Origin of the sequence: Natronorubrum tibetense GA33 (assembly GCF_000383975.1) — an archaeon.
In the GTDB taxonomy this organism is placed as follows: domain Archaea; phylum Halobacteriota; class Halobacteria; order Halobacteriales; family Natrialbaceae; genus Natronorubrum; species Natronorubrum tibetense.
The window spans coordinates 661,921-685,177 of the sequence record NZ_KB913017.1 but is presented as its reverse complement, the minus strand read 5'-3'; the positions used below and the strand labels follow the sequence as shown (position 1 = coordinate 685,177).

At 62.5% G+C, this 23,257-nt stretch carries 17 protein-coding genes; 9 read left to right on the top strand and 8 right to left on the bottom strand.

Translation table 11 applies throughout. From position 1 onward, the window contains the following. The first annotated feature begins 325 nt into the window (after nucleotides 1-325). Both NATTI_RS0103590 and NATTI_RS0103580 read left to right on the top strand, forming a co-directional pair. On the top strand, nucleotides 326-1,309 hold the full coding sequence (locus NATTI_RS0103590; RefSeq protein ID WP_006089418.1) for a glycosyltransferase family 2 protein: 984 nt from the start codon (nucleotides 326-328) through the stop codon (nucleotides 1,307-1,309). A gap of 634 nt (nucleotides 1,310-1,943) precedes the next feature. Continuing rightward, nucleotides 1,944-2,855, top strand: coding sequence for a carboxypeptidase regulatory-like domain-containing protein (locus NATTI_RS0103580; protein WP_006089420.1), 912 nt, complete (start codon nucleotides 1,944-1,946; stop codon nucleotides 2,853-2,855). A 1,049-nt stretch (nucleotides 2,856-3,904) separates the two neighbouring features. Here NATTI_RS0103580 and glmS read toward each other — a convergent pair. Continuing rightward, on the bottom strand, nucleotides 3,905-5,713 hold the full coding sequence (gene glmS, locus NATTI_RS0103570) for a glutamine--fructose-6-phosphate transaminase (isomerizing) (RefSeq protein WP_006089423.1): 1,809 nt from the start codon (nucleotides 5,711-5,713) through the stop codon (nucleotides 3,905-3,907). Nucleotides 5,714-6,487: 774 nt separating this feature from the next. Beyond that, nucleotides 6,488-7,129 carry a helix-turn-helix transcriptional regulator gene (locus NATTI_RS0103555; protein WP_006089425.1) on the bottom strand — a complete coding sequence of 214 codons (642 nt, stop codon included), beginning with the start codon at nucleotides 7,127-7,129 and terminating at the stop codon, nucleotides 6,488-6,490. Between the two features lie 341 nt (nucleotides 7,130-7,470). On the opposite strand from NATTI_RS0103555, the gene NATTI_RS0103545 reads away from it, so the two are divergent. The 5 genes from NATTI_RS0103545 (at nucleotide 7,471) to NATTI_RS0103525 (ending at nucleotide 13,611) form a co-directional block, all read left to right on the top strand. Next, entirely contained in the window at nucleotides 7,471-8,871 is a 1,401-nt protein-coding gene (locus tag NATTI_RS0103545) for a nucleotide sugar dehydrogenase (RefSeq protein ID WP_006089427.1), read from the top strand. A 6-nt stretch (nucleotides 8,872-8,877) separates the two neighbouring features. After that, the gene (locus NATTI_RS0103540) at nucleotides 8,878-9,942 is read left to right on the top strand and encodes a DUF354 domain-containing protein (protein WP_006089428.1); all 1,065 of its coding nucleotides are present in this window, start codon (nucleotides 8,878-8,880) and stop codon (nucleotides 9,940-9,942) included. Nucleotides 9,943-9,949: 7 nt separating this feature from the next. Continuing rightward, on the top strand, nucleotides 9,950-10,912 hold the full coding sequence (locus tag NATTI_RS0103535) for a glycosyltransferase (RefSeq protein WP_006089429.1): 963 nt from the start codon (nucleotides 9,950-9,952) through the stop codon (nucleotides 10,910-10,912). Continuing rightward, nucleotides 10,905-12,887 (top strand): DUF2206 domain-containing protein, encoded by a 1,983-nt coding sequence (locus NATTI_RS0103530; protein WP_027119049.1) that lies wholly within the window; start codon nucleotides 10,905-10,907, stop codon nucleotides 12,885-12,887. The genes NATTI_RS0103535 and NATTI_RS0103530 overlap by 8 nt, the downstream gene beginning before the upstream one ends. A gap of 118 nt (nucleotides 12,888-13,005) precedes the next feature. Beyond that, on the top strand, nucleotides 13,006-13,611 hold the full coding sequence (locus NATTI_RS0103525) for an HAD family hydrolase (RefSeq protein WP_241434289.1): 606 nt from the start codon (nucleotides 13,006-13,008) through the stop codon (nucleotides 13,609-13,611). A 163-nt stretch (nucleotides 13,612-13,774) separates the two neighbouring features. Here NATTI_RS0103525 and NATTI_RS0103520 read toward each other — a convergent pair whose 3' ends face one another. After that, nucleotides 13,775-14,353, bottom strand: coding sequence for a metal-dependent hydrolase (locus tag NATTI_RS0103520; protein ID WP_006089432.1), 579 nt, complete (start codon nucleotides 14,351-14,353; stop codon nucleotides 13,775-13,777). Further along, a complete protein-coding gene (locus NATTI_RS0103515) occupies nucleotides 14,354-15,352 on the bottom strand; it encodes a DUF1616 domain-containing protein (RefSeq protein WP_006089433.1) in 999 nt (332 codons plus the stop codon). Nucleotides 15,353-15,740: 388 nt separating this feature from the next. On the opposite strand from NATTI_RS0103515, the gene NATTI_RS0103510 reads away from it, so the two are divergent. After that, nucleotides 15,741-16,367: a DUF7344 domain-containing protein gene (locus NATTI_RS0103510; protein WP_006089434.1), complete on the top strand. Its 627-nt coding sequence runs from the start codon at nucleotides 15,741-15,743 to the stop codon at nucleotides 16,365-16,367. Nucleotides 16,368-16,437: 70 nt separating this feature from the next. On the opposite strand, the gene NATTI_RS0103505 is transcribed toward NATTI_RS0103510, so the two are convergent. Both NATTI_RS0103505 and NATTI_RS0103500 read right to left on the bottom strand, forming a co-directional pair. Further along, entirely contained in the window at nucleotides 16,438-16,836 is a 399-nt protein-coding gene (locus NATTI_RS0103505; protein WP_241434290.1) for a hypothetical protein, read from the bottom strand. Between the two features lie 275 nt (nucleotides 16,837-17,111). After that, nucleotides 17,112-18,806, bottom strand: coding sequence for an asparagine synthetase B family protein (locus tag NATTI_RS0103500; protein ID WP_019991607.1), 1,695 nt, complete (start codon nucleotides 18,804-18,806; stop codon nucleotides 17,112-17,114). Nucleotides 18,807-19,026: 220 nt separating this feature from the next. Between NATTI_RS0103500 and NATTI_RS0103495 the strand changes: the two genes are divergently transcribed. Beyond that, nucleotides 19,027-20,358, top strand: a complete 1,332-nt coding sequence (locus NATTI_RS0103495) for a polysaccharide deacetylase family protein (RefSeq protein WP_006089437.1) — start codon at nucleotides 19,027-19,029, stop codon at nucleotides 20,356-20,358. Between the two features lie 184 nt (nucleotides 20,359-20,542). Here the strand turns inward: NATTI_RS0103495 and NATTI_RS0103490 are convergent, their stop codons facing one another. Next, nucleotides 20,543-21,823, bottom strand: coding sequence for a PKD domain-containing protein (locus tag NATTI_RS0103490; RefSeq protein ID WP_006089438.1), 1,281 nt, complete (start codon nucleotides 21,821-21,823; stop codon nucleotides 20,543-20,545). 176 nt (nucleotides 21,824-21,999) lie between these two features. Continuing rightward, nucleotides 22,000-23,211, bottom strand: a complete 1,212-nt coding sequence (locus tag NATTI_RS0103485; protein ID WP_006089439.1) for a sugar-transfer associated ATP-grasp domain-containing protein — start codon at nucleotides 23,209-23,211, stop codon at nucleotides 22,000-22,002. Nucleotides 23,212-23,257: the final 46 nt, after the last annotated feature.

Genomic DNA, 23,257 nt, shown 5'->3' with positions numbered 1-23,257 from the left:
CGACCGTTGTTCAGTCAGTTAGGACGAACCGCAAAAAGTAGGGACAGCATTCTGCAGACGACCGTCACCGGAGACGCACAGTAGCTGGCTCGAGACGGTTTCGCAGTCCCGCTACGAACGGCCGTCCCGTCCCGTCCCCGCCCGAATTATGGTCGATTAGCCCGACTTTGTTCATAAATCGAACGATACCCACAGCAAGGTCTCATCACCTCCTGAGAATCACGTTCACGGATAAGTATTCCTGGACGATGGTTCATGATATGTGTTCAGTTGCGCGTAGGCACACCGCTCTCCACCAGCGACGTTCGACGGGTGAGTCACGGTCGTGACGCTCGTCAGCGTGATTATTCCCACCTACGACCGCCACTCGTTCGTCGAGGGTGCAATCGAAACAGCGCTCGCCCAGACCCACGACGAGATCGAAGTCGTGATCGTCTGCGATCCGCCCGTCGAAGAGACGCGGGCCGTCCTCGAGCAGTACGACGACGACGACCGCGTTCGGCCGTTCTACAACGACGAGCGACTCGGAATCGCGGCGAGCAGAAACCTAGCGATAGAGCGGGCCCACGGCGAGTACGTCTGTATTCTGGACGACGACGATCGCTGGGACCCCCGGAAGGTCGAAAAACAGCTCGCCGTCATGGAGGCTAATTCGGACTGCGGCGTCGTCTACACCGGTGGTCTCGTCCGCCAGAACGACCGAACAGTTGGTACCTACACGCCGTCGATCCGCGGCGATATCTATCCGGAGATCCTCGCGCAGTTCGATCTCAAACCCTACTCGAGTCATATGATCCGCGCCGACTGTTTCGAGACGGTCGGAGACTACGATACGAATTTCGATTGCGGAGAAGACTGGGATCACGCGATTCGGATCGCCCGCGAGTACGAGTACGAGTACGTAGACGAGCCACTGGTCGTTCGGCACTTCCATGACTCGAACGTGTCGGCGGCGGCCGCGATCGAGCGGACGGATCGCCTGCAACTCGAACTCGACGGGACCGCGGATATCTTCGGGCAGATCTGGTCGAAGTACCGCGAGGAGATCGACCGCCACCCAGAAATCGAACGGCAACTGCGGTACGACCGACACCTCTCCTGGGGGTGGACGGAGATCGAGCGCGACAACCGACGGCGGGCACTTCGGTACGGGTGGGAGGCCACGAAAAACCGCCCGTCGCCCACCAGCCTCGCGATCTGCTGTTTCGCCGTTCTTGGCACGTCAGCACTCGGCCTGGTTCGATCCGTTCGTGACACGATCACTCATACCCAGTTCGACCGGGTGAACGACCACCGACTCGCGAAATAGGAACGCGCTCCACGGCTCATCCACGCGACACGTCGGGTCCACCGTGACCGTTATCCTCTGTATAATCGCCATAGAGCAGCCCTGATTCGAAATCGATCGCCTCGGCCTGACCGACCGTAATCCGCTCGAGGGCCGCACGAGGCGGAGCGCCACTCATGCATTCGGATCGACGGATCCGCTCGACGACAACACGTCGACACGTTCGGTGTGACGCCACGTCGATCGGTGTCCCGGCCGCTATAGACGGAGACCTCGCCGGCGTGTCGGCCCTCGAGTACCGTCCCAATGACGATATCGTCCTGCGTTGTTCCGCTTGCTTCAGTACCGTTACGGACTGTTTCACCCGACGAAACGGTCTTATCTGCGGTATAGTGAACCCCCAAAAGACGAAACGAACGGGTAGTGAACGTCATCTCTCTCGTACGCGGTGGGTATTCCGCTCACCGGCGTGCACAGACCGCCCCTCCGGTTCGCTTTTCGGCGAATCAACCCGCAGTCACGCCACCGAACCAGTTCGCAAGCACGGCTCTCAGTCGGACGACAAGCCGACGACGACTGGCTGTGAAGCGGTCGGAGACATCACGAACGGACGACTCGACGAGCACGTAATTCAGACTTTCATCTACTTTCAACAATGTGCCCCAACGTCAACCAGCAACCGACACGGACGCGGTCCGCCCAGCGCGGCGTACAGGTACTGCTCACCGTCAGCGGGATCCTCTTCCTGGTGGCCGGGCTCGCACTCGCCGCCAGCGGTGCCTCTCTCGGTAGCGCGCTCGGTGCGGTCAACGACGAGTGGGGAGACACCGAAGGATCTGCCGACGACATCGACTCGGACGACAACGGTTCGGAGTCCGACGACGAAAACGGCGACGAAGACGAGACCGGCGGAGACGGTGACGACGGCTCCGACACGGACGACGGGGATTCCGATAGCGGTGACGGAGGCGACGGAGACGACCAGGACGCCGATGACGATGACGAGCAAGACGACGATGACGATCAGAATGGCGACGACGATCAGGACGACGACGAGACTCACACCCTGACCGCGATCGTGGAGGACGAGGACGGCGACGAGATCGACGATGCCACAGTCGAGGTGGACGGCGATATCGGCTCGAGCGAGGAGCAAGCGGCCGACGACGGCGAGGCCGAGTTCGAACTCGAGGACGGCGATTATACGGTCACCGCGAGCGCGGATGGTTACGAAGACGCCGAAACGGACGTCGAGATCGACGGCGACGACGAAACGGTCACGCTGGAACTCGAGGAAGACGACGGTGACGACGAGACCCACACCCTGACGGCGATCGTCGAGGACGAGGACGGCGATTCGATCGACGACGCTACCGTCAAACTCGAGGAGTCCGATCTCTTCGGCTCGAGCGAGGAACAGGACGCCGACGATGGCGAAGCCGAGTTCGATGTCGAAGACGGCGACTACACGGTCACCGCGAGTGCGGACGGCTACGAAGACGACGAAGTAGACATCGAGATAGATGGCGACGACGAGACGGTTACGCTGGTGCTCGAAGAGGACTGATCGGCTCACTGCGCTGGTGTCGCAGCTCCCGTAGCCTCGTTTTCGGGCGCGCGTTATTCGGACGATCTGATCGGTCTTACGCTGCGAACACGGTTCGCGTCCGCTCGAGAGGCTAAATCCGTGCCGAGCCGGCTCTCCCGACAGTCACTCTCGACGCACGCTGGTTGGATTGGTCTCGCAGGCTGTCTTGATACGTTACCGACCGATGGGAACGACGACACTGGGAACGAAACCGATTCCGAGGACGAATCGGATGCACAAGACATCGGGGTCGACGACAGCGTCGGTTTCGACGCGTACGATTTCGAGGTAGACGTCCCGAGGAACAACGCGGAGCGGCACTCGGGGAATGTCCTCGAAGGTGTCGAAATGGTATACGAGTCCGAGAAGGGCGACACTGACTCGAACAGCTCTATTGGAATCCGCAGTAGATAACATACTCAGATCCGGTTGCGGTCAGTACAGAGAACACGGATACCGAGACGTGATATCTCGATGATATTTTGCCGTTCGGTAAGGGACTGTGAGTATGGATCGCGATTCAGATGAAACTAACACCGATCCTGCGAGACCGACGTGGCTCGAGAAGCTACATCCTCGAGCTGTTGGTTCGCGCTGTTGGAGCGGGCTACGTCTAGACGCCAATAGCCACGGTCAGCTCTTGTGCCTCCTGAGTTCTCTTCCTGCGGTAGTCATTACACCGATCGCGATGATAATTGCCCTTCTGTTGTATGCCATCGGATATTCTTTTACCCGTCCGAATGCGATGATCGGCGGGGGATGACGACACGACTGTCAAATACGTACTCTTCAGCGACCCGCTATTCCAGAGACAATATAGTCGGACGACTAAATCTTGACCCAGCCACTCGGACGACGGCGAGGACGCTTAATCGAGATCTCAATCGGCGAGAGTGGACAGCTACCGGGTGAAACCGCACGAAGACAGTAGTAGACGTGACAGCAGTCGTGCTCGCTCGTGCACTCGAGAAGCCAGAGAACGGACCGAACGGAACCGGCGAAAATCAGTCAGTATCGCGGCGACTCGATCACTCGACCGTCACGCTCTTCGCTAAGTTGCGCGGCTTGTCGATCGGTCGCTCGAGCAGATCCGCGGCGTGATAGGAGACCAGCTGAAGCTGAACGTTCGCGAGCAGGCCGGCCCAGACGGGATGGGTGTCGGGGATCGACAGGTGCACCTCGGCGACGTCGGTCAGCGGATGGTCGTCCGGACTGACGGCGACGATCGGTGCGCCGCGGGTCTGGGCTTCGATCGCGTTCGTCTTCGTCTTCCCGTCGCCACTGCCGGTGGCGACCGCGAACACCGGCGACTCGTCGGTCACCAGCGCGAGCGGGCCGTGTTTGAGCTCCCCGGCGGCGAACCCTTCGGCGTGTTCGTACGTGATCTCCTTGAACTTCAACGCGCCCTCGAGTGCCACCGAGTGGCCGAGGCCGTTGCCGATGAAGAAGTACGACTTGCTGTCGACGGTGTCCCGGGCGAGCGTCTCCGCGTCGGTCGTTTCGAGGACTTGCTCAACGTGTTCCGGGAGATCTTTCAGCTCCTCGAGCATCGTCTCGCGGTCCGCTGCGGGGGTCGCGTCCGGAACGTCGGCCGCGAGCCGTTGGGTGAGCAATGCGAGCGTGACCGCCTGCGACGAGAAGGTCTTCGTCGCGGCGACGCCGACCTCCGGGCCGGCGCGGATGTAGACCGCGTCGTCGGCCTCCCGTGCGGCCGTCGATCCCACGACGTTAGTGACGGCAAGCGATCGGGCACCGCGTGCGGTCGCCTCGCGAACGGCCTCGAGCGTGTCGGCGGTCTCGCCGCTCTGGGTCACCGCGACGACGAGCGTCCCCTCGTCTACGGGTCCAGACATCGACGCATACTCGCTCGCGCGAACGACCTCCGTGCTGATCCCCGCCGAACGAAGCAGGTTAGCGCCGTACATCGCCGCGTGATAGGACGTTCCGCAGGCGACGAACTGGACGGTCTCGACGTCTTCGAACGTGCCCGCCGGAAGCTCCTCGAGCGCGACGTCGCCGTCGTCGATCCGGCCCTCGATCGTGTTCGAGAGCGACGTCGGCTGGTTGTTGATCTCCTTGAGCATGTAGTGGTCGTACTCGCCTTTCCCCGCGTCCTCCGGGTCCCACTCGACGGTGTCGGTCGAGCGATCGACGGGGGTACCCGCGAGATCGGTGATCCGGTAAGAGTCGCGGTCGAGAACGACGATGTCGCCGTCCTCGAGGTAAATCACTTCGTCGGTGTGGTCGAGAAAGGCTGGGACGTCGCTGGCGAGGTACCACTCCTCGTCGTCGAGTCCGAGGACGAGCGGCGAGCCCTTCCGCGCGGCGTAGACCGCCTCCTCGCCGTCGACGATCGCGGCGATCGCGTAGCTGCCCTCGAGCGTCTCGACGGCGCGGCGGACCGCCTGCTCGCTGTCGCCGGTTTCCGTCCGGTACTCGTCGATGAGGTGGGGGATGACTTCCGTGTCGGTGTCGCTCTCGAACTCGTGGCCCTTCGCCTGAAGCTCAGCCCGAAGCTCGTCGTAGTTGTCGATGACGCCGTTGTGGACGACCGCGACGTCACCGGCCGTGTCCGTGTGCGGGTGTGCGTTCGCGTCGGTCGGCGGGCCGTGGGTGCTCCAGCGCGTGTGGCCGATCCCCATGTTGCCGTGGGGCTGACTCTCGAGCGAGGATTTGAGGTCGTCAACCTCGCCCGAGCACTTGTGGACCTTGACGCCGGAGCCGTTCTGAACGGCGATTCCCGCCGAGTCGTAGCCGCGGTACTCGAGATTCTCGAGTCCCGACAGGAGCGTCTCCGCGGCGTCACCGTGACCGATACGCGCGATGATGCCGCACATCAGCTGCTCACCTCCGCTCGAGCGGCCGGCGTCGAGTTCGTCGCGTTTGCCAGACGATGTGCAACGAGACGTGCCGCGTTCGGGACAGTCGTACCCAGTCGGTTCGAGGAGGCTGCCTGACGTACAGTGCGGTTGTGTATCATTGATATCACCTACCTGCACCCGTCGGCTGCGAGACGGGGCGGGTCGTTACTGACACCAAGTTCGACAGCGGCCATTACTATACCACGAATAAGCTGAGCGCTATCGTCTGTATAATGCGAAATTCGTTTGCACGAACTGCAAACGAGCCGTTTTTCGTCACGTCGCCGCGGGTTCGAGAGCGCTACGGCGGGACCGACGCAGTTCGTGCCGGAGCGCTCGTCCCCCGTCGAACCGGACGGTGGCAACGAGACGGAATCAGTCCGACGCGTCGAGCGCGTCTACGGCAGCGGTTCCGACGATCGCTCGTAGCTGGTTTCGAGCGCCGGTAACGCCGATGAGTTGTGGATCTCGATTCCGGACAGCTTCGGTTCGACGTCGAAAAGACTTCTCGCTAGACGAGCGTGATGTCGATGGCACCGCCACGTTGCGTTAGCTGGCTGCGTGGTACAGGACGATGGAATGAAAGAGATCGGTGTCGGTGCCCTCGGTTCGGACAACCGCCGTCTGGCACCGTGAATCCGAACTATCGTCGCAGCGAAAGCCGAAGAGAGCCGATCGCACGGTCGTCGTGCGATCGGTACGCGAACCGTTTCAGTCAGTACGAGAGTGGTGCGAGAGTGTGGTGCGTGCTCACTGAAGCGGTTTTTCGGTGTCGGTACGCTGCGTTTCCGTCTCCGGCTCTCGATCGGACAGGGTGATGAGATTCTCTCGGCCGACCGAGGTCTTCTCGATCGTGCCGTCGGTGTGCATCTGCGAGCAGATTCGGCTCACTTTCGACTTCGACCAGCCCGTTTCGTCGGCGATCTGGTGTTGGCGAATGCGGCCGTGATTTGCGACGAGCAGTCGAACCACTTCTCCCTTGTCGCTCAGGAGTTCGGTCGGTGTCTCGGGTGAGAGATACTGTTCGTAGGGTCGGTGATCGTCGGTGGGTGAGCCTGTTATCTCACCCGACTCGTCCGCTGACTGACCGAGCAGCGAGTGCGTAGCGAGTTGGACCTCGCGGTTCGACAGCAGTTCTCGCAGGCGGATGCCGACGAGTCCGCTGATCAGTAAGAACAGAACCGCGATCATCGCCGCTTCCCAGCCCGACGCGCCGCGTAGCATCGACAGCCAGGATACCGGTCCACCCAACTGATCGCTATCGGTGGGGGTTACCGATGCGAACGTCTGGACGTCGAGTCGACGAATCGGCACCGAACCCGTACTCGAGGACACGCTGGCGTGTATCGAGGCGAACGCGGGTCCGAGTTCGATCTGGGAAGTTGAAACCATGTGTTTCACGGTTCTGATGCGGTCGGTGGGTCCCGATCACGGCGTTCGTAATCGAACTGACCGCATGAATCATCGGACCGACGCCCCCTTCATTATGAGTCCGTATAGCCCCGTTTAACACCAGTATAAGCCGCTGTCCGCGATATCGACGCGGACCTTCTGAACCGCCGACTCACCCACAGCAGACCCCCTCACGAGCGGATGGGCGTGGTGCAACCGTTTATTCTGGCTATAGTAAACCGCCCGAACTGTCTTGGCATGGATGAGGAACGCGAACGGCACCGAGCCGGACGAGACCGTCACACGACCGCGCGTGACGGCCCAGCGACCACGTATCATCTATGACCACGACAATCAGCGACACTGAGAACCGAGCGGACGATCGAGAGCGCGACCGACTACCCCTGCGAGCGAGCGACGAGGGGACCACCCTCGAGCACGTCGACGACCAGTCCGCCCGAGAGGCGACGATCTGCGTCGTCGGGCTCGGCTACGTGGGCCTGCCGCTCGCGGTCGGCTTCGCGCAGTCGGACTACCGCGTCATCGGCTACGATATCGACGAATCGACGGTCGAGCGTCTTCAAGAGGGCGTCGACACCACCGGCGACCTCTCGGACGAGGCGATCCAGGACGGCGACATCTCCTATACGACCGACGCGACCGAGATCGGCGAGGCAGACTACGTCATCATCGCCGTACCGACCCCGATCGACGACGACGACCGGCCGGACCTACGCTTCGTCGAGAGTGCGGCGACCACCGTCGGATCGAAACTGACCGCCGGCACGACGGTCGTCCTCGAATCGACCGTCTACCCGGGGACGACACAGGACGTCCTGATTCCGGCTCTCGAGGAGGCGTCCGACCTCACTGCTGGCGAGGACTTCTTCGTCGGCTACTCGCCGGAGCGCGCGACGCCCGGAGACGACGAACACGGGCTCGCACACGTCGTCAAAGTCGTCGGGGCACAGACCGAGCCGGTGCTCGAGGACGTGGCGACGCTCTACGAGTCGGTCGTCGACGCGGGCGTCCACCGCGCCACCTCGATCGAGGTCGCCGAGGCGTGCAAAGTCGTCGAGAACACCCAGCGCGACCTCAACATCGCGTTCGTCAACGAACTCTCGATGGCGCTCGAGCGGATGGATGTCGACACGCAGGCGGTCCTCGAGGCCGCGGGTACGAAGTGGAACTTCCACGACTACCGCCCGGGACTGGTCGGCGGCCACTGCATTCCGGTCGATCCCTACTTCCTCGCCCACCGATCGGCCCAGGACGGGTACGAGCCGGAACTCATCCGGGCCGGTCGCGACGTCAACGAGTCGGTGCCGGACCACGTCGCCGATCTGACGATCAAGGCGCTCAACCAGTGTCACAAGACCCTTCGAGAGAGTCGCGTACTGGTCCTGGGACTGTCGTACAAAGCGGACGTCGGCGACATTCGAAGTTCGAAAGTCGCGAACGTCGTCGACTCGCTTCGGGAGTACGATATCGATGTCGAGGGCTTCGACCCGTTCGCGGACGCCGATGCGGTACAGGACGCGTTCGACCTCGAGGTCCAGGAGACGCTTTCGTTCGACGACTTCGACGCCGTGCTCCTCGCGACGCCACACGCCGAGTTCGAACGGCTGGATCTCGAGGCCGTCGCGGCCGAACTGGGCGAGAACCCCGCGTTGGTCGACATAACGGGAACGTTCGAAGAGGACGCGGCCCACGACGCGGGATTCGTCTACCGGAGGTTGTGATCGCCAATGCGAGTCGTGATTACGATTCAACACCCCGGGCACGTCCATTTCTTCCGGAACCCGATCGAGGAACTGGACGCTCGAGGACACGAGGTCCACGTCTTCGCTCGCGAGAGCGACGTAGCCATCGCGCTGCTCGAGGCGTACGATATCGACCACGAGGTGCTCGCCGGCGAGTCCGACTCGCTGCTCTCGCTGGCCACCGTGCAGGCGACCTACGAGACGCGGCTGCTGGCCCGGGCGCGACGGATCGATCCGGACGTCATCACGGCTATCGGCGGCGTTGCCGCCGCCCACGTCGCGTCCGTCTTGCGAACGAAGAGCGTCGTCTTCTACGACACCGAACACGCGACACTCATCACGAAACTCGCCTACCCGTTCGCGGACGCGATCTGTACGCCGGCGTGCTACCGTGACGACGTCGGTTCGAGCCAGGTTCGCTATCCCGGGTATCACGAACTCGCCTACCTCCACCCGAATCGGTTCGATCCCGATCCAGCCGTCCTCGAGTCGGTCGGCCTCGATCCGGACGACTCGTTCGCCGTCGTTCGACTCAGTAGCTGGGAGGCCTCCCACGACGTCGGCCACGGCGGCTTCGACGATCCGCGCGAGGCGATCGATCGACTCGAGGAAAGCGGTCTCGAGGTGTTGCTCTCGGCGGAGGGCGAGCCACCGGCCGACCTCGAACCCTACCAGTTCTCGACGCGACCGGAACGGTTGCACGATCTGCTCGCCCACGCCGAGATCGTCGTTAGCGAGGGCGCGACGACCGCGACCGAGGCCGCGGTGCTCGGTACGCCGGCTGTGTACGTCAACCCGCTCTCGCTCGGCTACACCGCCGAACTCGAAGCCGAGTACGGACTGCTGTTCGGCTGCAACGGCGACGACCGCCACGCTCGAGCGCTCGAGGCGATCGACGACGTCCTCGCGGCGTCCGCCGAAACGTGGGCCGAACGACGCGAACGTCTGCTCGAGGAGCGGATCGACGTGACGGCGTTCGTCGTAGAGCAGATTGAATCTCACGCGCGTGCACGCGAAGCGAATCCGACGCCGGCGACGACGCTACGCTAACCTACTCATGAACGTACTTCAGTTGGTCACGTCCCCGCGACCGTTTTTCGACCAGCAGGTGTCGGTGCTCGAGGATCGGGGCGTCGACTGTACCGTCCTCGAAGTCCCCGGCACACACGGCGGTGACTCGAGTCGGTCGCCGACGGACTACGCGCGATACTATCCGCGGATCCTCTCGGAACTCCGATCGAACGATTACGACCTGGTCCACGCGAACTACGGGCTCGTCGCGCCGTTCGCGCTCGCCCAGCCGACCCGTCCAGTCGTTCTGACCCTGTGGGGGACGGATTTGATGAGCGATCACGACTGGCTCCGCTCGGTCAGCCGATTCGGTGCCCGCCGTGCGAACGCGGCAATCGTCCCGAGTCGAGCCATGTCGAGCGTACTCGAGACCGAGCACGAACTGGTCCCGTTCGGCGTCGACACCGACCTGTTTCGACCGGTACCGCAGGTGGAGGCCCGCGAACGCATCGGCTGGGAGACCGACCGGCCGATCGCGCTCTTTCCGTACGATCGGACACGGGCCGTCAAGGACTACCCGCGAGCGCGCCGGCTGGTCGAACGAGCCGACGCCGATATCGAACTGCGGACGGTCACCGGCGTCGACCACGAGGAGATTCCGTACTACATGAACGCGAGCGATATCCTCCTCGTGACCTCGGAGCGGGAGAGCGGTCCGATGGTCGTCAAGGAGGCGGCTGCATGCAACCTACCGATCGTCTCGACCGACGTCGGTTTCGTCCGCGAGACGGTCGCAGACGTGACCGACTGCATCGTCAGCGACGACGACGAGGCCCTGACCGAGGGGCTCGAGTGCGTCGCCGACGCTCGCCGCCGATCCGACGGCCGCGAGACGATCGACGGGCTGAGTCTCGACGCGCTGGGCGACCGCCTCCTCGACGTCTACCGTGACGTACTCGAGCGAGACGGGCCGGCGGGCCGTCGAACGGAGGTGGACCACGGTGTATAGCAGGCTGTCTGAGCTGCGACCGTTACGGCTCGACACCGTCGCGGCGATCGTCGGTCTCGCGCTCGCGCTGGCGCTGCTGCCGCTTCGGTTCTTCGCGTCGCAGCTGTATCTCGAGACCGTCCCGTTGATCCTCGGGACCGCCTGCGTCCTGTACCTCGTCTCTCTCTATCAGGGGACGAACTCGACGAGCCTCCCGACGCTTCCATCGAGAGTGGCGATGGCGCTTCCGAGCATCGTTCTGGCCGGACTCTCGGCGCTCGTGGTACTGACAGTGATACAGGGTGCGCGGACGCCGCTTTTCTTCGGGGTGGCGAGCGTCCTCGGGACGCTCGTAATCGGGCAGATCCTCTTCGTGAACGACCGCGAGTTGCATCCCGGAATCTTGCTGCTCCAGATCATCGCTTTCGCGTTCGTCTTCCGATTCACTGCGCTCTACGCGACGCCGGGATACATCGGGATCGACATCTGGACCCACACGGAGCTCACACAAGCGATCCTCGACGACCGGTCCGTCGGCGGCATCTCTCACGACAAACACTACGCGTCGCCGTTTTACCACCTGTTAGTCGCGTCCTCGTCGGTGCTGTACGACGTGTCGCTGCGGACGGCGCTGTATCTCTCCGTCGGCATCGCGATGCCGCTGTCGGTCCTGCTCGTCTACGCCACGGCGAACCTGCTCGTGTCGGCACGGTGGGCGACGTTGGCGACGGCCCTCTTCGCCCTCGCCAGCCACGTTTCGATGTGGGGGATGCACCTCATTCCGACCAGTCTCGGGCTGGTCTTCTTCCTCGCGATGCTGTACTCGCTGCTCCGCGTCATGCGCATCGAGTACACGACCCGCGACTTTGCGTTGCTGGTCCTGTTTAGCATCGCCGTCATCCTCACTCACCAGGTGTCGACGTTCATCATGCTGGTATTGTTGCTGGCGGCATTTCTCGCACAGCTCGTCTTCGAGATCGATCCGCTCGGGCTGACACGCGTCGACACGAGCGTCTTCCGGTCGAAAAAGCCGGTCAATCTCATCGGGCTCGTCGTCTTCAACTTCGGGCTGACGATCTTCGTCTGGTCGCTGACGCCCTACGGCAACCAGTCGTTCCTCGCGACCGTGATGAGCTTCTTCAGCCAGACGGTAGAGGAGAGCGCCGGGTTCCTCAACATCGCGAGCGACACGGGCGACGCCGATCCTGACGAAGCGGCCCAAGCGACGACGACGCTGCTCGATCAGCTCGTCCCCTACGTGGACGCCCTCGGCTTCCTGTTCCTGCTCGGCGTCACGTTCGTCGGCTGTCTGTACGTCGTCCACCGGCGACGCGCCGAACAGTCGGTGTTCACGCTCCTGTTAGCGGCGGCGTTCATGCTCGTCTTCGTCCTCGGGCTGCCGATGTTCGGCATCCGTAACTTCATCCCGACTCGGTGGTTCGCGTTCCTCTTCGCGCCGATGGCTATTCTCGGTGCGATCGGCCTGCGAACGATGGTTCAGGGGCTCGAGCCTCGAATCGTCGTCTCCGTGCTCTTGATCTTCGTCCTCGTCTATCCGGGAGCGATGATACTGGCAGTGGAGAGTAACTCCGAAAATCCGGTCTTCGACGATCACCACGAGCAGCTGGCGTACAACGAAGCGGAGCTCGCCGCGGTCGACTCGATCGGCGAGTTAACCGGCTCTCAAACTGGAAGCGAGATCCGGGAGGATCAGCGAATCCACACGGATCATCCGTACCAGACGTTGTTCTGGCGTACCGGGGCCTATCCGCGGTCGGGAATAGGCACTGCGACCGTTCCGGACGACGGCGTCGCCGACCACGAGTACACGGTCTACCGCTCGACGCAGTCGACCGATGCGGTCTACTTCACCGACGCCGACGGAAACGGACGGATCGAGCAGATCGACCAGCCGCAACTCTGCCGGCCGGATCAGGCCACGGTCTACACGAACGGTGACGTGACGATGTGTGCGGCCGGACCCGGATCCGGATAATCGTCGACTCGTCGCCGAGACGCTCAGTTTCGATTCGACCTCGGAGCCCGAGTGGGATGTCCCGCCGGTTCAGTCCAGAGAAATCCCTTTAGGTTCGGTTTCCGTACTCCGTGAGACGATGACGAACGCGAAGGCGATCTTTTTCGACCTGGACGGAACGCTGCTCGAGCATCGTCAGGCGTACTCCGAGATACTGACGGCGACCTTCGAAACGGTCGAAGGGGAGGCCCGGGAGGTGTGGATCGAACGGTACAATGACGTCTTCTATGAGCTGTTCGAGGCGTACGAGCCGAATCCGGTCCGGCGGGCGTTCGCCAGTATCGACGCCTGTTCGGAACCGGACCTGTTGATGGAAGAACTCCGTAGCCGGGAGGCGGCGGCCTGTGAACCACCCGACTCCGTCCACGAGGATCTGGACCGCCTGTCGGACGGCTATCGGCTCGGCGTGTTGACCAACGGCTTCGAGGACTGGCAGCGGTACAAGCTTCGCGAACACGACCTCGAACAGCACTTCGAGACGGTCGTCGCCTCCTATCGGGCCGGCGCGCACAAGCCGTGCGAAGCTCCCTACCGACTCGCCGAAGCGTGGCTCCCCGCACGAGCCTACGCGATGGTGGGCGACGACGATTCGGATGTCGACGGCGCGATAAACGCCGGATGGACCGCGTGCCGATACTCGGGCGGCGGATTCGCTGAGCTCCCCGATATCCTCGATTGGGAGTAGTCGACGAGGAGGGCTGCGATCGTCGCGATCACCGATTCGTTCGAATTTACGGAGGACCCTCCGTCCTGTAGCACAGCGAGCGTTCGACGGGAATCGTGTCGGCGACCGTTCGAGGCCGACCGATCGACTCCCGACAAAGGTAGGCCGCATGACAAACTCCGGCTCACGCCCGCAAACGAGCCCGGAGCCACCGGTAGCCGTCGGCGGCGATCGGCGCACCGTCGACCAGCCAGAGCGCCACGACGGCGAGGCCGAGCCCGAGCTGGAGGGCGACCGACGGCGTCACGCCGCCGGTGAGCAACTCGTTTACGTACCGGACGAAGTAGAGCGCGAAGTGATCCAGAAATCCGCCATGATCGCCCGACGGGGGCGACTCGAGTGGCCAGAGGACAACCCGTGGCTCGAATCTCGAACTTTCTCGCAGCGGGTCGTAGACGTCGATCACGAGGTGTGAGCCGTAGGCGAGCGTGAACGCACCGGCGACCAGTCGATCGTCTCGGCGAGCGGCCACCGCGTACACTGCGAGACAGACGATCGGGGCGACGAAGATCGAGTGACCGACGGAGTAGCCGGTTTCCGTGATCCCGAACGTCCAGGCGAGGGGTTTATCGACGAGATCCGGGAGCTGTGAGCCGATGACGACAGCGACCGTCTCACGACTCGTGGGTGCCCGTCTGAGGACAGCATTCGCAAACAGTGAGTACAGGACGTACGCGAAGGCGAGGTGCTCCCACGGAAACATCTATTCGACCTCGATCGGAAGGTGGATCGCTCGATAGGCGTTTTCACTCGTCGGCTCCGACGGCGGTTCGTCCTCGTAGAGCAACAGCGTCAGCCGGAGATCTTCCCCGTGCATCGACGGCGTGATCTCGAGCGTCTGCTCGTGTGTGTCGCCGTAGGGGACCGTCCCCGACTGTCTATCGAGTTCGGCCGCTTCCGTGACGGTCGCATCGCTATCGTTGCCGTCGCCATCGCCGACCCGCTCGAGCAACACTACGGTTGTGTAGCTGCGTTCTTCGTGTTCTTGGTTGGTGATCGACACGGCGAGCTCGTCAGTCTCACCGGCAGCGTACGTCGACTGATACATCGTGTCGATATCGCCGCTTACGGTCTCGGTCTCGACGGCGAATTCGGTGAATCCGTCGTGTTGGGGCGGATTCGCGATCGCGAAGCCCGCAGTCGCGACTAACAGGACCAGCGCGACGACGATCGCCACGTTGTACGGTCGGGTGTTCGTTCGCGAGTACGCGGTCGGTCGAGCCGGTGTGTGGAAAAGTGACACGGAAGAGAGCGACGGCGCGAATCGGCGGTCGGGTGGACACCGATAGCGAGAACCGATCGCGAGCACCGATAACACGACCGTGAACATCGCAAGTCCGGAGAGCACGGTTTCGAGCGTCAAACCCCCAGGGGTTGCGGACGAGAGAAGGGCAATCAGCGGAACGGTCGCGATGCTAAAGACGACTGACAGTATCGTTCGCTCGACCGACTCGAGCCCGCCGGTGATAACGAGCGGGGTTCCGAGCGCCGTCTTCTCGTCGTCGAACGGCTGATACTCGTCGGTCGGCTCGTCCGGAAACAGTGCAGAGACGAACGCATAGCCCGGTAGAAAGCAGACGAGCGGAACAAGCAACACCGTTCGGACAACGCCACCGACGCCGGAAAATATCCCGAACGTCACTGCGCCAGTGATCGCGATGACGACTGCGAGGTCGAAAAACCACCAGTGATTGTCGCTCATGAGGTAGCCGATGGGACGGTGGCTGGTTTATTATCGGCACGGTAAGCGGGCGACTGAGGGGTATGTCTGCCGGCCGTCTGACGCCAATACATCACAAACCAGATACTGATTCTGCGTAGAGGTTTTTCGGCGGTTCTGAACGATCCTACGAGATACAATAGTCCCATATTCGGATAGATAACCCACAATATTTCTACCTCTAGTCAAGAAATTAAAAACAGCCACGATATTCTAATACCCGAATGAGTGCGCAGAAGAGCGACTCTATAGGAGTTATAAAATCACTAGAAACGCAAGCAATGTTCGTGAATCCATTTAAAAATTCTGCGTTGACAATTTACAGTTCCAATGCTTTATTACCCCCTTCTGTTTACGGGATATTGGTGCGATGAACGCGACATATATCAGCGAAAAAGAACACGGTGAGCAGGAGACGGACGGTGACGTCGACCAGCCATCGGAAGCGCCTATGGACGGTGAGGTCGACCAGCCATCGGAAACGTCTGCATTTTCGAAGGACGAAATTTTCCACCTGCTGCAGAATGAACGTCGCCGAATGGTTCTTCGATACCTTCGTGGCACCGAGGGACCGGTACGCATGCGTGATATTGCAGAACAGGTCGCGGCGTGGGAACACGATACGACGGTCGAGCAACTCACGTCCACACAGCGCCAGCGCGTCTACATCCCGCTCTATCAGTCTCACCTGTCGAAACTCGACGAGGCGGGTATTATCGACTACCAGAAAAACCGCGGCATCGTCGAACGCAAGCCGCTCGCAGAACAGGTCGATCAGTACCTTCAGATCGAGCCGAGCGACGAGTCAGAGGCCGAGCAGGCGACCGACGAAAACTGGGACGACTACTACATCGGCGCGACGGTCCTCTGTTACGTCCTTCTGGTCGGTGCCGTCGTCGAGTTGCCGTTCACTTCGTTCCTCTCGGGGATCGCGTTGAGCGCGTTGATTCTGCTCCTCTTTTCGGTGTTGACCGTTAGCCGACTCATCAACCGGTAACGGCTAATCGCCGTGGTGTACCTGTTAGACGACAACTGTTATCACGACGAAAATAGCCGTGGTGTACCTGTTAGACGACAACTGTTATCACGACGAAAATAGCCGCGCTCAGCAGCGCGAGTGAAAGAACCGCGAGAAACACACGCGAAGGCGTAAGCGGAGCCGTTCTCGAGGCGGCCGAAGAGGCGACCGCGACACCGTTCTGTGTGCCAGCTCGAGCCCGTGGCGGCCGCTCGACGACCCCCTGGGACTCGTCGAACACGATGTCGCCCGAGGCGTCGAGTGCTGGAAGCCGATCCCGGTGCAACCGTTCGTGGACGGCCGCCCAGGTTTCGACCGGCGGATCCGCGGGCGAGATCAGCTGATCGGCGACCTCGTCGACGGTCACCGGTGTACTCATCTCGTCGAGTTCGACCACCAGCGCGGTGTCGGAGTCCGGAACGAAGTGCGCTGCTCGTCTGCTGGACACGGACGACTCCTCTGAAAGATCGCTCGGCGGGGAGTGATAGATCGTCACTCCGGCGCTGGTGTCGGGATCACCGTCGGATTCCTCTCCGGGAGGATCTTCCGACGAGGAGCGAAACCAAGGCGGCGTCAGACGCATATCTCGCGCTAAAACTGCGTGACATATAAGTATTGTCTCGGTTTGACGGCTGCAACAGATCTATCCCGTCATTAGACGGGTTTCGTCGGGGTTCTATTTCGCCGAACCGTATCCACGGCGGGCGATCACCAGTACACACATCATCCGATCGTCGACTGCGGTGGCGACAGCCACGGAATCGATCGGCCTCTCGAGCCGGTCCAGCACTCGAGCCACCCGCGAAGATCGATCAGCCGAAGCTTGTGTCTGGCGGGGAGGTCGTGGACGTGCTCGGCGTCGGCAAGCAGCTGCCGGTCGAAGTCGTGGCGTTCGAAGAGGGTCCTCCGGTCGGGCCAGGGTGGCTGGAACGACGAGAGCAACGGCGTCTTCCGACGGACGAATCGCTCGATCTCGTTGAACAGCATCGTATCGTACGGACGGTCAGGCGGCCTGTGTCGCAAGATGTCGCCGTCGAGCTGTTTGCACGCCTGGAGAAACGTCTCCGTCGTCCGGTGTTCCGGTGGTGTCCGGAGGTGCCAATCGACGAGTTCGCGGTCGGTCGCCAGAAACGATGTCACGAACTGATCCGAGAGGTGGTTGTGGAACGGAATCGACGGCTGGTTGGCGATACCGACGCAGGTGAGCGTGTTCTGTACCGTCCGCGCGCGATCACCTCTTGCGTCGAACTCGGCGTCGATCGCCTCCCTGACGAACGACTCCGGGTCCACGTCGAACGACGTCCGCTCGGCGAGTTCGAGACTGGCCCCACGGCTGTAGCCGAACTTTTCGAGCAGCGACTCGATGGGGTCCGGATCCGGGTCGAGCCGGGAGATCGGGACGCGTTTACCGAAGACATCGACGCTGTCCTGTGCGGTGAAGTGACCCCGGAAGAACGTGTCACAGAGGAGTCCGTGGTACATCGTGTCGACTTCCATCTCGTCCGTGTAGCCCGCGTGGTGGATGTGCAACGATTCTTTGATCCCCTGTGAGTACCGGATCTTCGACTCGTCTGCGCGGAGATAGCGCTCGTCCGGCGGGAACGCGGTGTGGCTCGCATCGTACTGGTCGGCGAGTCGCTTCGCGCCCTGTACCTCCTGTGCGTCCGGCGAGCCGACCGTATAGCTGTGGTCGACGTCGGACACCTGCGAGAGGATGATCCGCGAATCGTACCCTGCCGAGAGGAGTACCCCTTTGGTCCCCGGGAGCGACGACCGCCGTCGAAGCGCGCGCTCGAGACGCTCCGCGAGTTCGGTCGCGTAGTCGAACTCTTGTGGCTGATAGACGAACCGCTCGAGCGAGTCGACTGAATCAACCGTCAGCGCGCTGTCTATCGGGAGCCGGCTCAGTTCGCCTACACCGGTTTTCTCACCGAGGGTCACGCCCAGATGCAGAAACTCGAGGATGCCGTTTCGATCGAGCCTCGGGTCCGTGATGGGACGGCTAACCTCGGCGGGGTCGGTTCCGAAGAGGCGAACGCCGGGATCGTCGGTGTAGAAACACTCCCGGGAACGAACCACGTCGGTCGCGACGATCGCTTCGTCGGCGGCCGCGGAGTCGAGCACGGCGACGTACGAGCCGTTGAGTTCCGAGAGCGCTTCGCGGCCGTCCGCCTCGTAGCGCTCGAGGAGCCACTGCGCGGCGTTCGAGGCGTCCCCGGGGACGTATACTTCACCCCAGATGACGCAGTAGCCGTCGTCGCCGGCGTATCGCGCGCTCCAGCCGTGGGTTCCGAGATCGGAGTCCCTGATCCCGACCGTAATGGTCGAGCCGGCGAGCACCTCGTCGAACTCGTCGCTGGATCTGAATCGGTCGAACGTCTCGATACTCCCAAATACGCCGAAGAGTTCCCTGTTCATCGTCGAAGATCACTTTGCCGACGTACGAGAGACAACGACCGATCCGTTCGATCGATCGCCACGCACGTACGCCTGATTGGTTCCACCTCCGGACCTGCGGTCGTTAACTATGCCATTGTTAAGCTCCGAGGTGGCCCCACAGCGGTGATCTGAACGGTGGGTGATCGGGAGCTATCGTCTCTATAATAATGGAGTCACTGTCGATACCTTCGACCCGTACATGACATCCGACCGACCGACGCGACGACGAATCCTTGCACTGTCCGGTGCAACCGCGGCCGCTGGTCTCGCAGGGTGTACCGATCGTCTCGAGTCACTTACCGGCAGTTCCGACGGCGACGACCCCTCGGAAGAGGGAGAAACCACCGAGCGTGCGGCGGCGCTCGCGGACGGCGTTCCGTCGCTCGAGACCGAGTACAACAGCCGCGAACAGTACCAGCAGCCGGGGGCGTCCCTCGACGACTTCGAGGACCTCGACGCCTGGGAGGTCGTCCAAGGCTCCGGGGAGCCGGACGAGGATGTCGTCTTCGACGGCGATCAGAGCTTCAAACTGGAGTCCGACGGCAGCGAGAACGTCGTCGCCCAGCGAGATCTCAGCGGCGAAGACCTCTCCGAAACCGACCTCTCCTTTGCGATCCGAACGTCGACGCCACAGAACATCACGATCAACCTGCGTCTCGTCGACCAGTTCGGCAGCGAGCGAGTGTACTCGCTCCGCGAAATTACATACCGCGCCCCCGATGTCGGCTGGTTCCGCTCGAGCCCCGGGGTCTTCCAGGAGAGCGAGTACGAGCCCGCGATGGATTCGCTCGACCGCCTCGAGATCCAGGTTCTCCACTCGATGGACGAAGCGGAGGTCTGGATCGACGACCTACGTACCCACGAAAAGCCCGATCAAGGCTACGTCATGCTGGTCTGGGACGACGGCACTAGCGACTACTACGAGACGGCCTCACCGCTGCACGACGAGTACGATTTCCCGGCGGTTCAGGCCCCGGTTCCGCGGTGGACCGAACAGGGCCGAGAGGGCGTCATGTCGATCTCGGAGCTCAAGGAGCGCCAGGAGGAGGGTGACCAGATCGTCGTCCACGGCACGCATACGCCCATTCACGAGTACGACGACGACGAGGAGATCGAGAACAGGCTCCGAAACGACAAGCAGTGGTTCATCAACAACGGGTTCGAGGGCGCCGACTACATCGTCTACCCGCACAACAGCTACGACCGCTCGAGCCTCGAGCAGAAGACGGCGTACCACTACTGCGGCGGCTTCAACCAGGCGGGCAACGTCAACACGACGAGCGTCTACGGCTTCGATCCGCTGGCGCTGCCCCGAACCATCGGCCACGACATAGACATCTCGAAGCGCTGTGTCGATCTCGCCGCCGAACACAACCAGTGTTCGATCCTGAACTTCCACGAGTTCGAAGCGAACAACACCATGCCGGAAGACGACTACGAGGACCTCATCGAGTACATCAACGATGCGGATGTCGAGGTCATCACGTTCGACGATCTCTGGGAGCTGCGGACCGAACAGCACTACGAGTAACGCCCCACGTTAGCCGAAGCCGTAGCGTGCGTCCCGTCGCTCAGTACCGAATCTGATCCGTTCTTCGCGTGCCACTGATTCGCTGCGACCGCAGTGGTCGTCCCAAAAGTACCGTTCGTCTCCCCTCGTCCCGTTTCGTCCACAGCGCAGCGACCGTGGAACATGGTCAGGTGCGGACGACCGCTCAACTCGCCGAGAACGTGATCGCCTCCCCGGCAGTCGCCCCGGTATCGTCGGTTACGCGCAACACGACTGTGTGCTCGCCGTTCGCACTAATCGTCACCTCAAGCGTCTCACCGGTCGCGTCGAAGCAGCCATCGTGGCCGACGTCCCACTCGTAGCAGACGATTTCGCCACCCGGCACGCACGAACGCGAGCCGTCGAGGACGATTGTCTGGCCGGACTCGAGCGACAGCTCGTCCGCGTTGCTCGGATCGGTCGTGATCGTCGCGGTTAGCGAGTCACGGTCCGGCGCGTCGGTCTCGTCGTCCGGCGCGTCGTCCGCTTCGTCCGGCGTTTCGTCGTTGGGCTGCTCTTCGACCGGCTCGTCAGAGTCGTCCGTCTCCTCGGGTTCGTCGTCCGTTTCGTCCGGGGATTCATCATCCGGGTCGTTTACCGGCTCCTCGGCGTCATCGTCGGAATCGTCGGGAACGTGGCCGTTTTCGGGCACCTCCTCGGGGAACAACTCGTCTTCGACGAGTCGCTCGGCGATCACCGAGTGCCACCGAACGCGGGTCTCGAGGTCGACATCGGTCGACAGCGTCTCGACGAGGTACGCGTCGGCGTCCAGGTCTCGAGCGGCCTTGTGGACGAGAAGCCCCTGTGGATCGTTGTTGGGTCCGGAAAACCGACCGGTCTGGAACGCGAGATCGGGATCGTCCACGTAGTTCCGCGTAACGTAGTCAGCGGCCTCCGCCGCTGTAGCCGGAGCGCCGTCGCCGTCCGAGTGGAAGATCGCCTGTCCGACGCCATCGACGGGGTTGCCCGCGTAGATCCCTGTCGACTCGTGGAGGTCGAGGACCACGTCGGGATCGGATTCCGCGACGACGTCCCACAGCGCTCGCGCGAGTTTCGTCTCCGGCTCGCTGCCTTCGGAGAACTGGCGATTCAGGTCGACTCCCTCCTCGCCCGTCCGTATTCCGCGATCGACCGCGACGGCGTCCGCCTCGGGAATCGTGACGAGCGTGCCAGCCTCGATCGTCCAGTCGGCGATCTCGTGCGCGGCGACGTAGCCGGCGACCTCGTTACCGTGGACGCCGCCGACGACGACGACCGTCGGGCCGTCTGCTTGCGCGGTCGTGACGTGTACTGTCGTCTCGTGGTCCGTTCCCTCGAGTATCTCGAACGACTCCCGTGAGACCCCCTCGTCGGTCTCGCTGCTCGCCGTGGTGGCACCGATACCCGCGAGGACGGAACCGGCCGTAAGTGACAGTGCTGTCCGTCGTGAAAGTGAGTTCCGTTGCATCCGGTCCCCGATTCGGGAGAACCGGTGTTTACTATCGCGAGAATAACTCGCGAATACAGCTATTATCACGCTCGCAATGGTTGTCGTGGCAACGCGATCGATCGTCCCAGCGCAGCAAACGGTTCGCCAACCGACACGCGAACGGCCGGTCTACAGGCGGCACAGGCCGGGACAGTTCACCGGACGCCGTGGCGCTCGTAAAACCGCCTAACTCGGTCGTCCGTCAGCAACGGCCCGTGAACCTGGATCGACTTGAGTCCGGGGTAGCTGTTCGCCTCGATCACCGAGAACTCGCCGTCGTCGCCCGTGACGATGATGTCCCAACCGACGTAGGGGACGAACGAACAGGTATCTGCCATCTCGAGAACTCGCTCGCGGATCTCGCTCCAGCCGGGAATGTGGGCGCCCTCGACGGGCGTCTTCGTCTCGGGGTGGACCGCGTGCCACTCGAGGTCGCCGTCGCCGGGCGGGCTCACGCCGGGACCGAGTTCGCCCGTCTCGAGGTCGATCTCCGCGGAGAGACCGCCCTGCGTGAAGTTATCCAGCGGCGCGGAGTCCGCCGTCCCGATCCGCTGGATCGCCGCGGCGATGAACGGCTCGTCGCGCTCCTCGTCGTACATCGTGATGATTCGGATCGTGTTCGGCGTCTCCGCGTAGAGGCCGTCCGCAAACGAACCCTGTTCGACGTACTCACAGACGAGGTACTCCTCGAGGTCCGAGACCAGCGATCTGAACTCGACCTCCGCGTAGCAGTCGCCGTTCACCCGGTAGCCGTCGTCCGTGCGTTCACACAGGAGGACGTTGTTCCCGCCACCGCCGCGAACCCATTTGAGGACCAGCCGACCGTCGCTCTCGAGTCGTTCGACGACGCGCTGGGCGGCGTTGCGGGTTTCCGCGGACGAGCGCGGATCAGGATGATTCGAGTCCCGTCGCTCGGCAACGTTCGCGTTCCGACGCGCGGCAGCTTCCCGCGAATCGGTTTCGCCCTCACTCTCGCTTTCGGTCGGGACGACCGCGCCACCGTCGGTCACCTCGCGTCGGCTATCGCCCCCGTCGACGCTGTGGAACGAACCGTTGCGGATCATGCCGTAGACGCCCATTCGGTGGTCGTCGAACGGCTGCATCACGCGGTGGAAGAGGAGTTTGTTCGACAGCGCGATCGACCACGTGCCGTTGATCTGCTTGGTTCGGACGAATCGCCGATAGTCGTTCAGGTAGTCCCGATACGTCGACTCGTCGAGATCGTAGACGGCGTCGGAGCGGCTCAGAAAGCCCCGCCGCCAGAGCCAGAGCCGACGCCGAAGCGATGGCGAGGCGGCCGACTCGCGTTCGGTCGCTGCGAGGTCCTGTAGCCCTCTGGCCGTGTGGTAGAGTGTTCTGACGTTCACGTCACACCCTGCCGGAGAGAGCGGGTTAGTTATCGATTCGGCAAGA

Bases quoted from the DNA above. Each gene is read 5' to 3' on its own strand.
- NATTI_RS0103580 (WP_006089420.1), top strand. From the start codon at position 1,944: ATGTGCCCCAACGTCAACCAGCAACCGACACGGACGCGGTCCGCCCAG.
- glmS (WP_006089423.1), bottom strand. From the start codon at position 5,713: ATGTGCGGCATCATCGCGCGTATCGGTCACGGTGACGCCGCGGAGACG.
- NATTI_RS0103555 (WP_006089425.1), bottom strand. From the start codon at position 7,129: ATGGTTTCAACTTCCCAGATCGAACTCGGACCCGCGTTCGCCTCGATA.
- NATTI_RS0103545 (WP_006089427.1), top strand. From the start codon at position 7,471: ATGACCACGACAATCAGCGACACTGAGAACCGAGCGGACGATCGAGAG.
- NATTI_RS0103540 (WP_006089428.1), top strand. From the start codon at position 8,878: ATGCGAGTCGTGATTACGATTCAACACCCCGGGCACGTCCATTTCTTC.
- NATTI_RS0103535 (WP_006089429.1), top strand. From the start codon at position 9,950: ATGAACGTACTTCAGTTGGTCACGTCCCCGCGACCGTTTTTCGACCAG.
- NATTI_RS0103525 (WP_241434289.1), top strand. From the start codon at position 13,006: ATGACGAACGCGAAGGCGATCTTTTTCGACCTGGACGGAACGCTGCTC.
- NATTI_RS0103520 (WP_006089432.1), bottom strand. From the start codon at position 14,353: ATGTTTCCGTGGGAGCACCTCGCCTTCGCGTACGTCCTGTACTCACTG.
- NATTI_RS0103515 (WP_006089433.1), bottom strand. From the start codon at position 15,352: ATGAGCGACAATCACTGGTGGTTTTTCGACCTCGCAGTCGTCATCGCG.
- NATTI_RS0103510 (WP_006089434.1), top strand. From the start codon at position 15,741: ATGAACGCGACATATATCAGCGAAAAAGAACACGGTGAGCAGGAGACG.
- NATTI_RS0103500 (WP_019991607.1), bottom strand. From the start codon at position 18,806: ATGAACAGGGAACTCTTCGGCGTATTTGGGAGTATCGAGACGTTCGAC.
- NATTI_RS0103495 (WP_006089437.1), top strand. From the start codon at position 19,027: ATGACATCCGACCGACCGACGCGACGACGAATCCTTGCACTGTCCGGT.
- NATTI_RS0103490 (WP_006089438.1), bottom strand. From the start codon at position 21,823: ATGCAACGGAACTCACTTTCACGACGGACAGCACTGTCACTTACGGCC.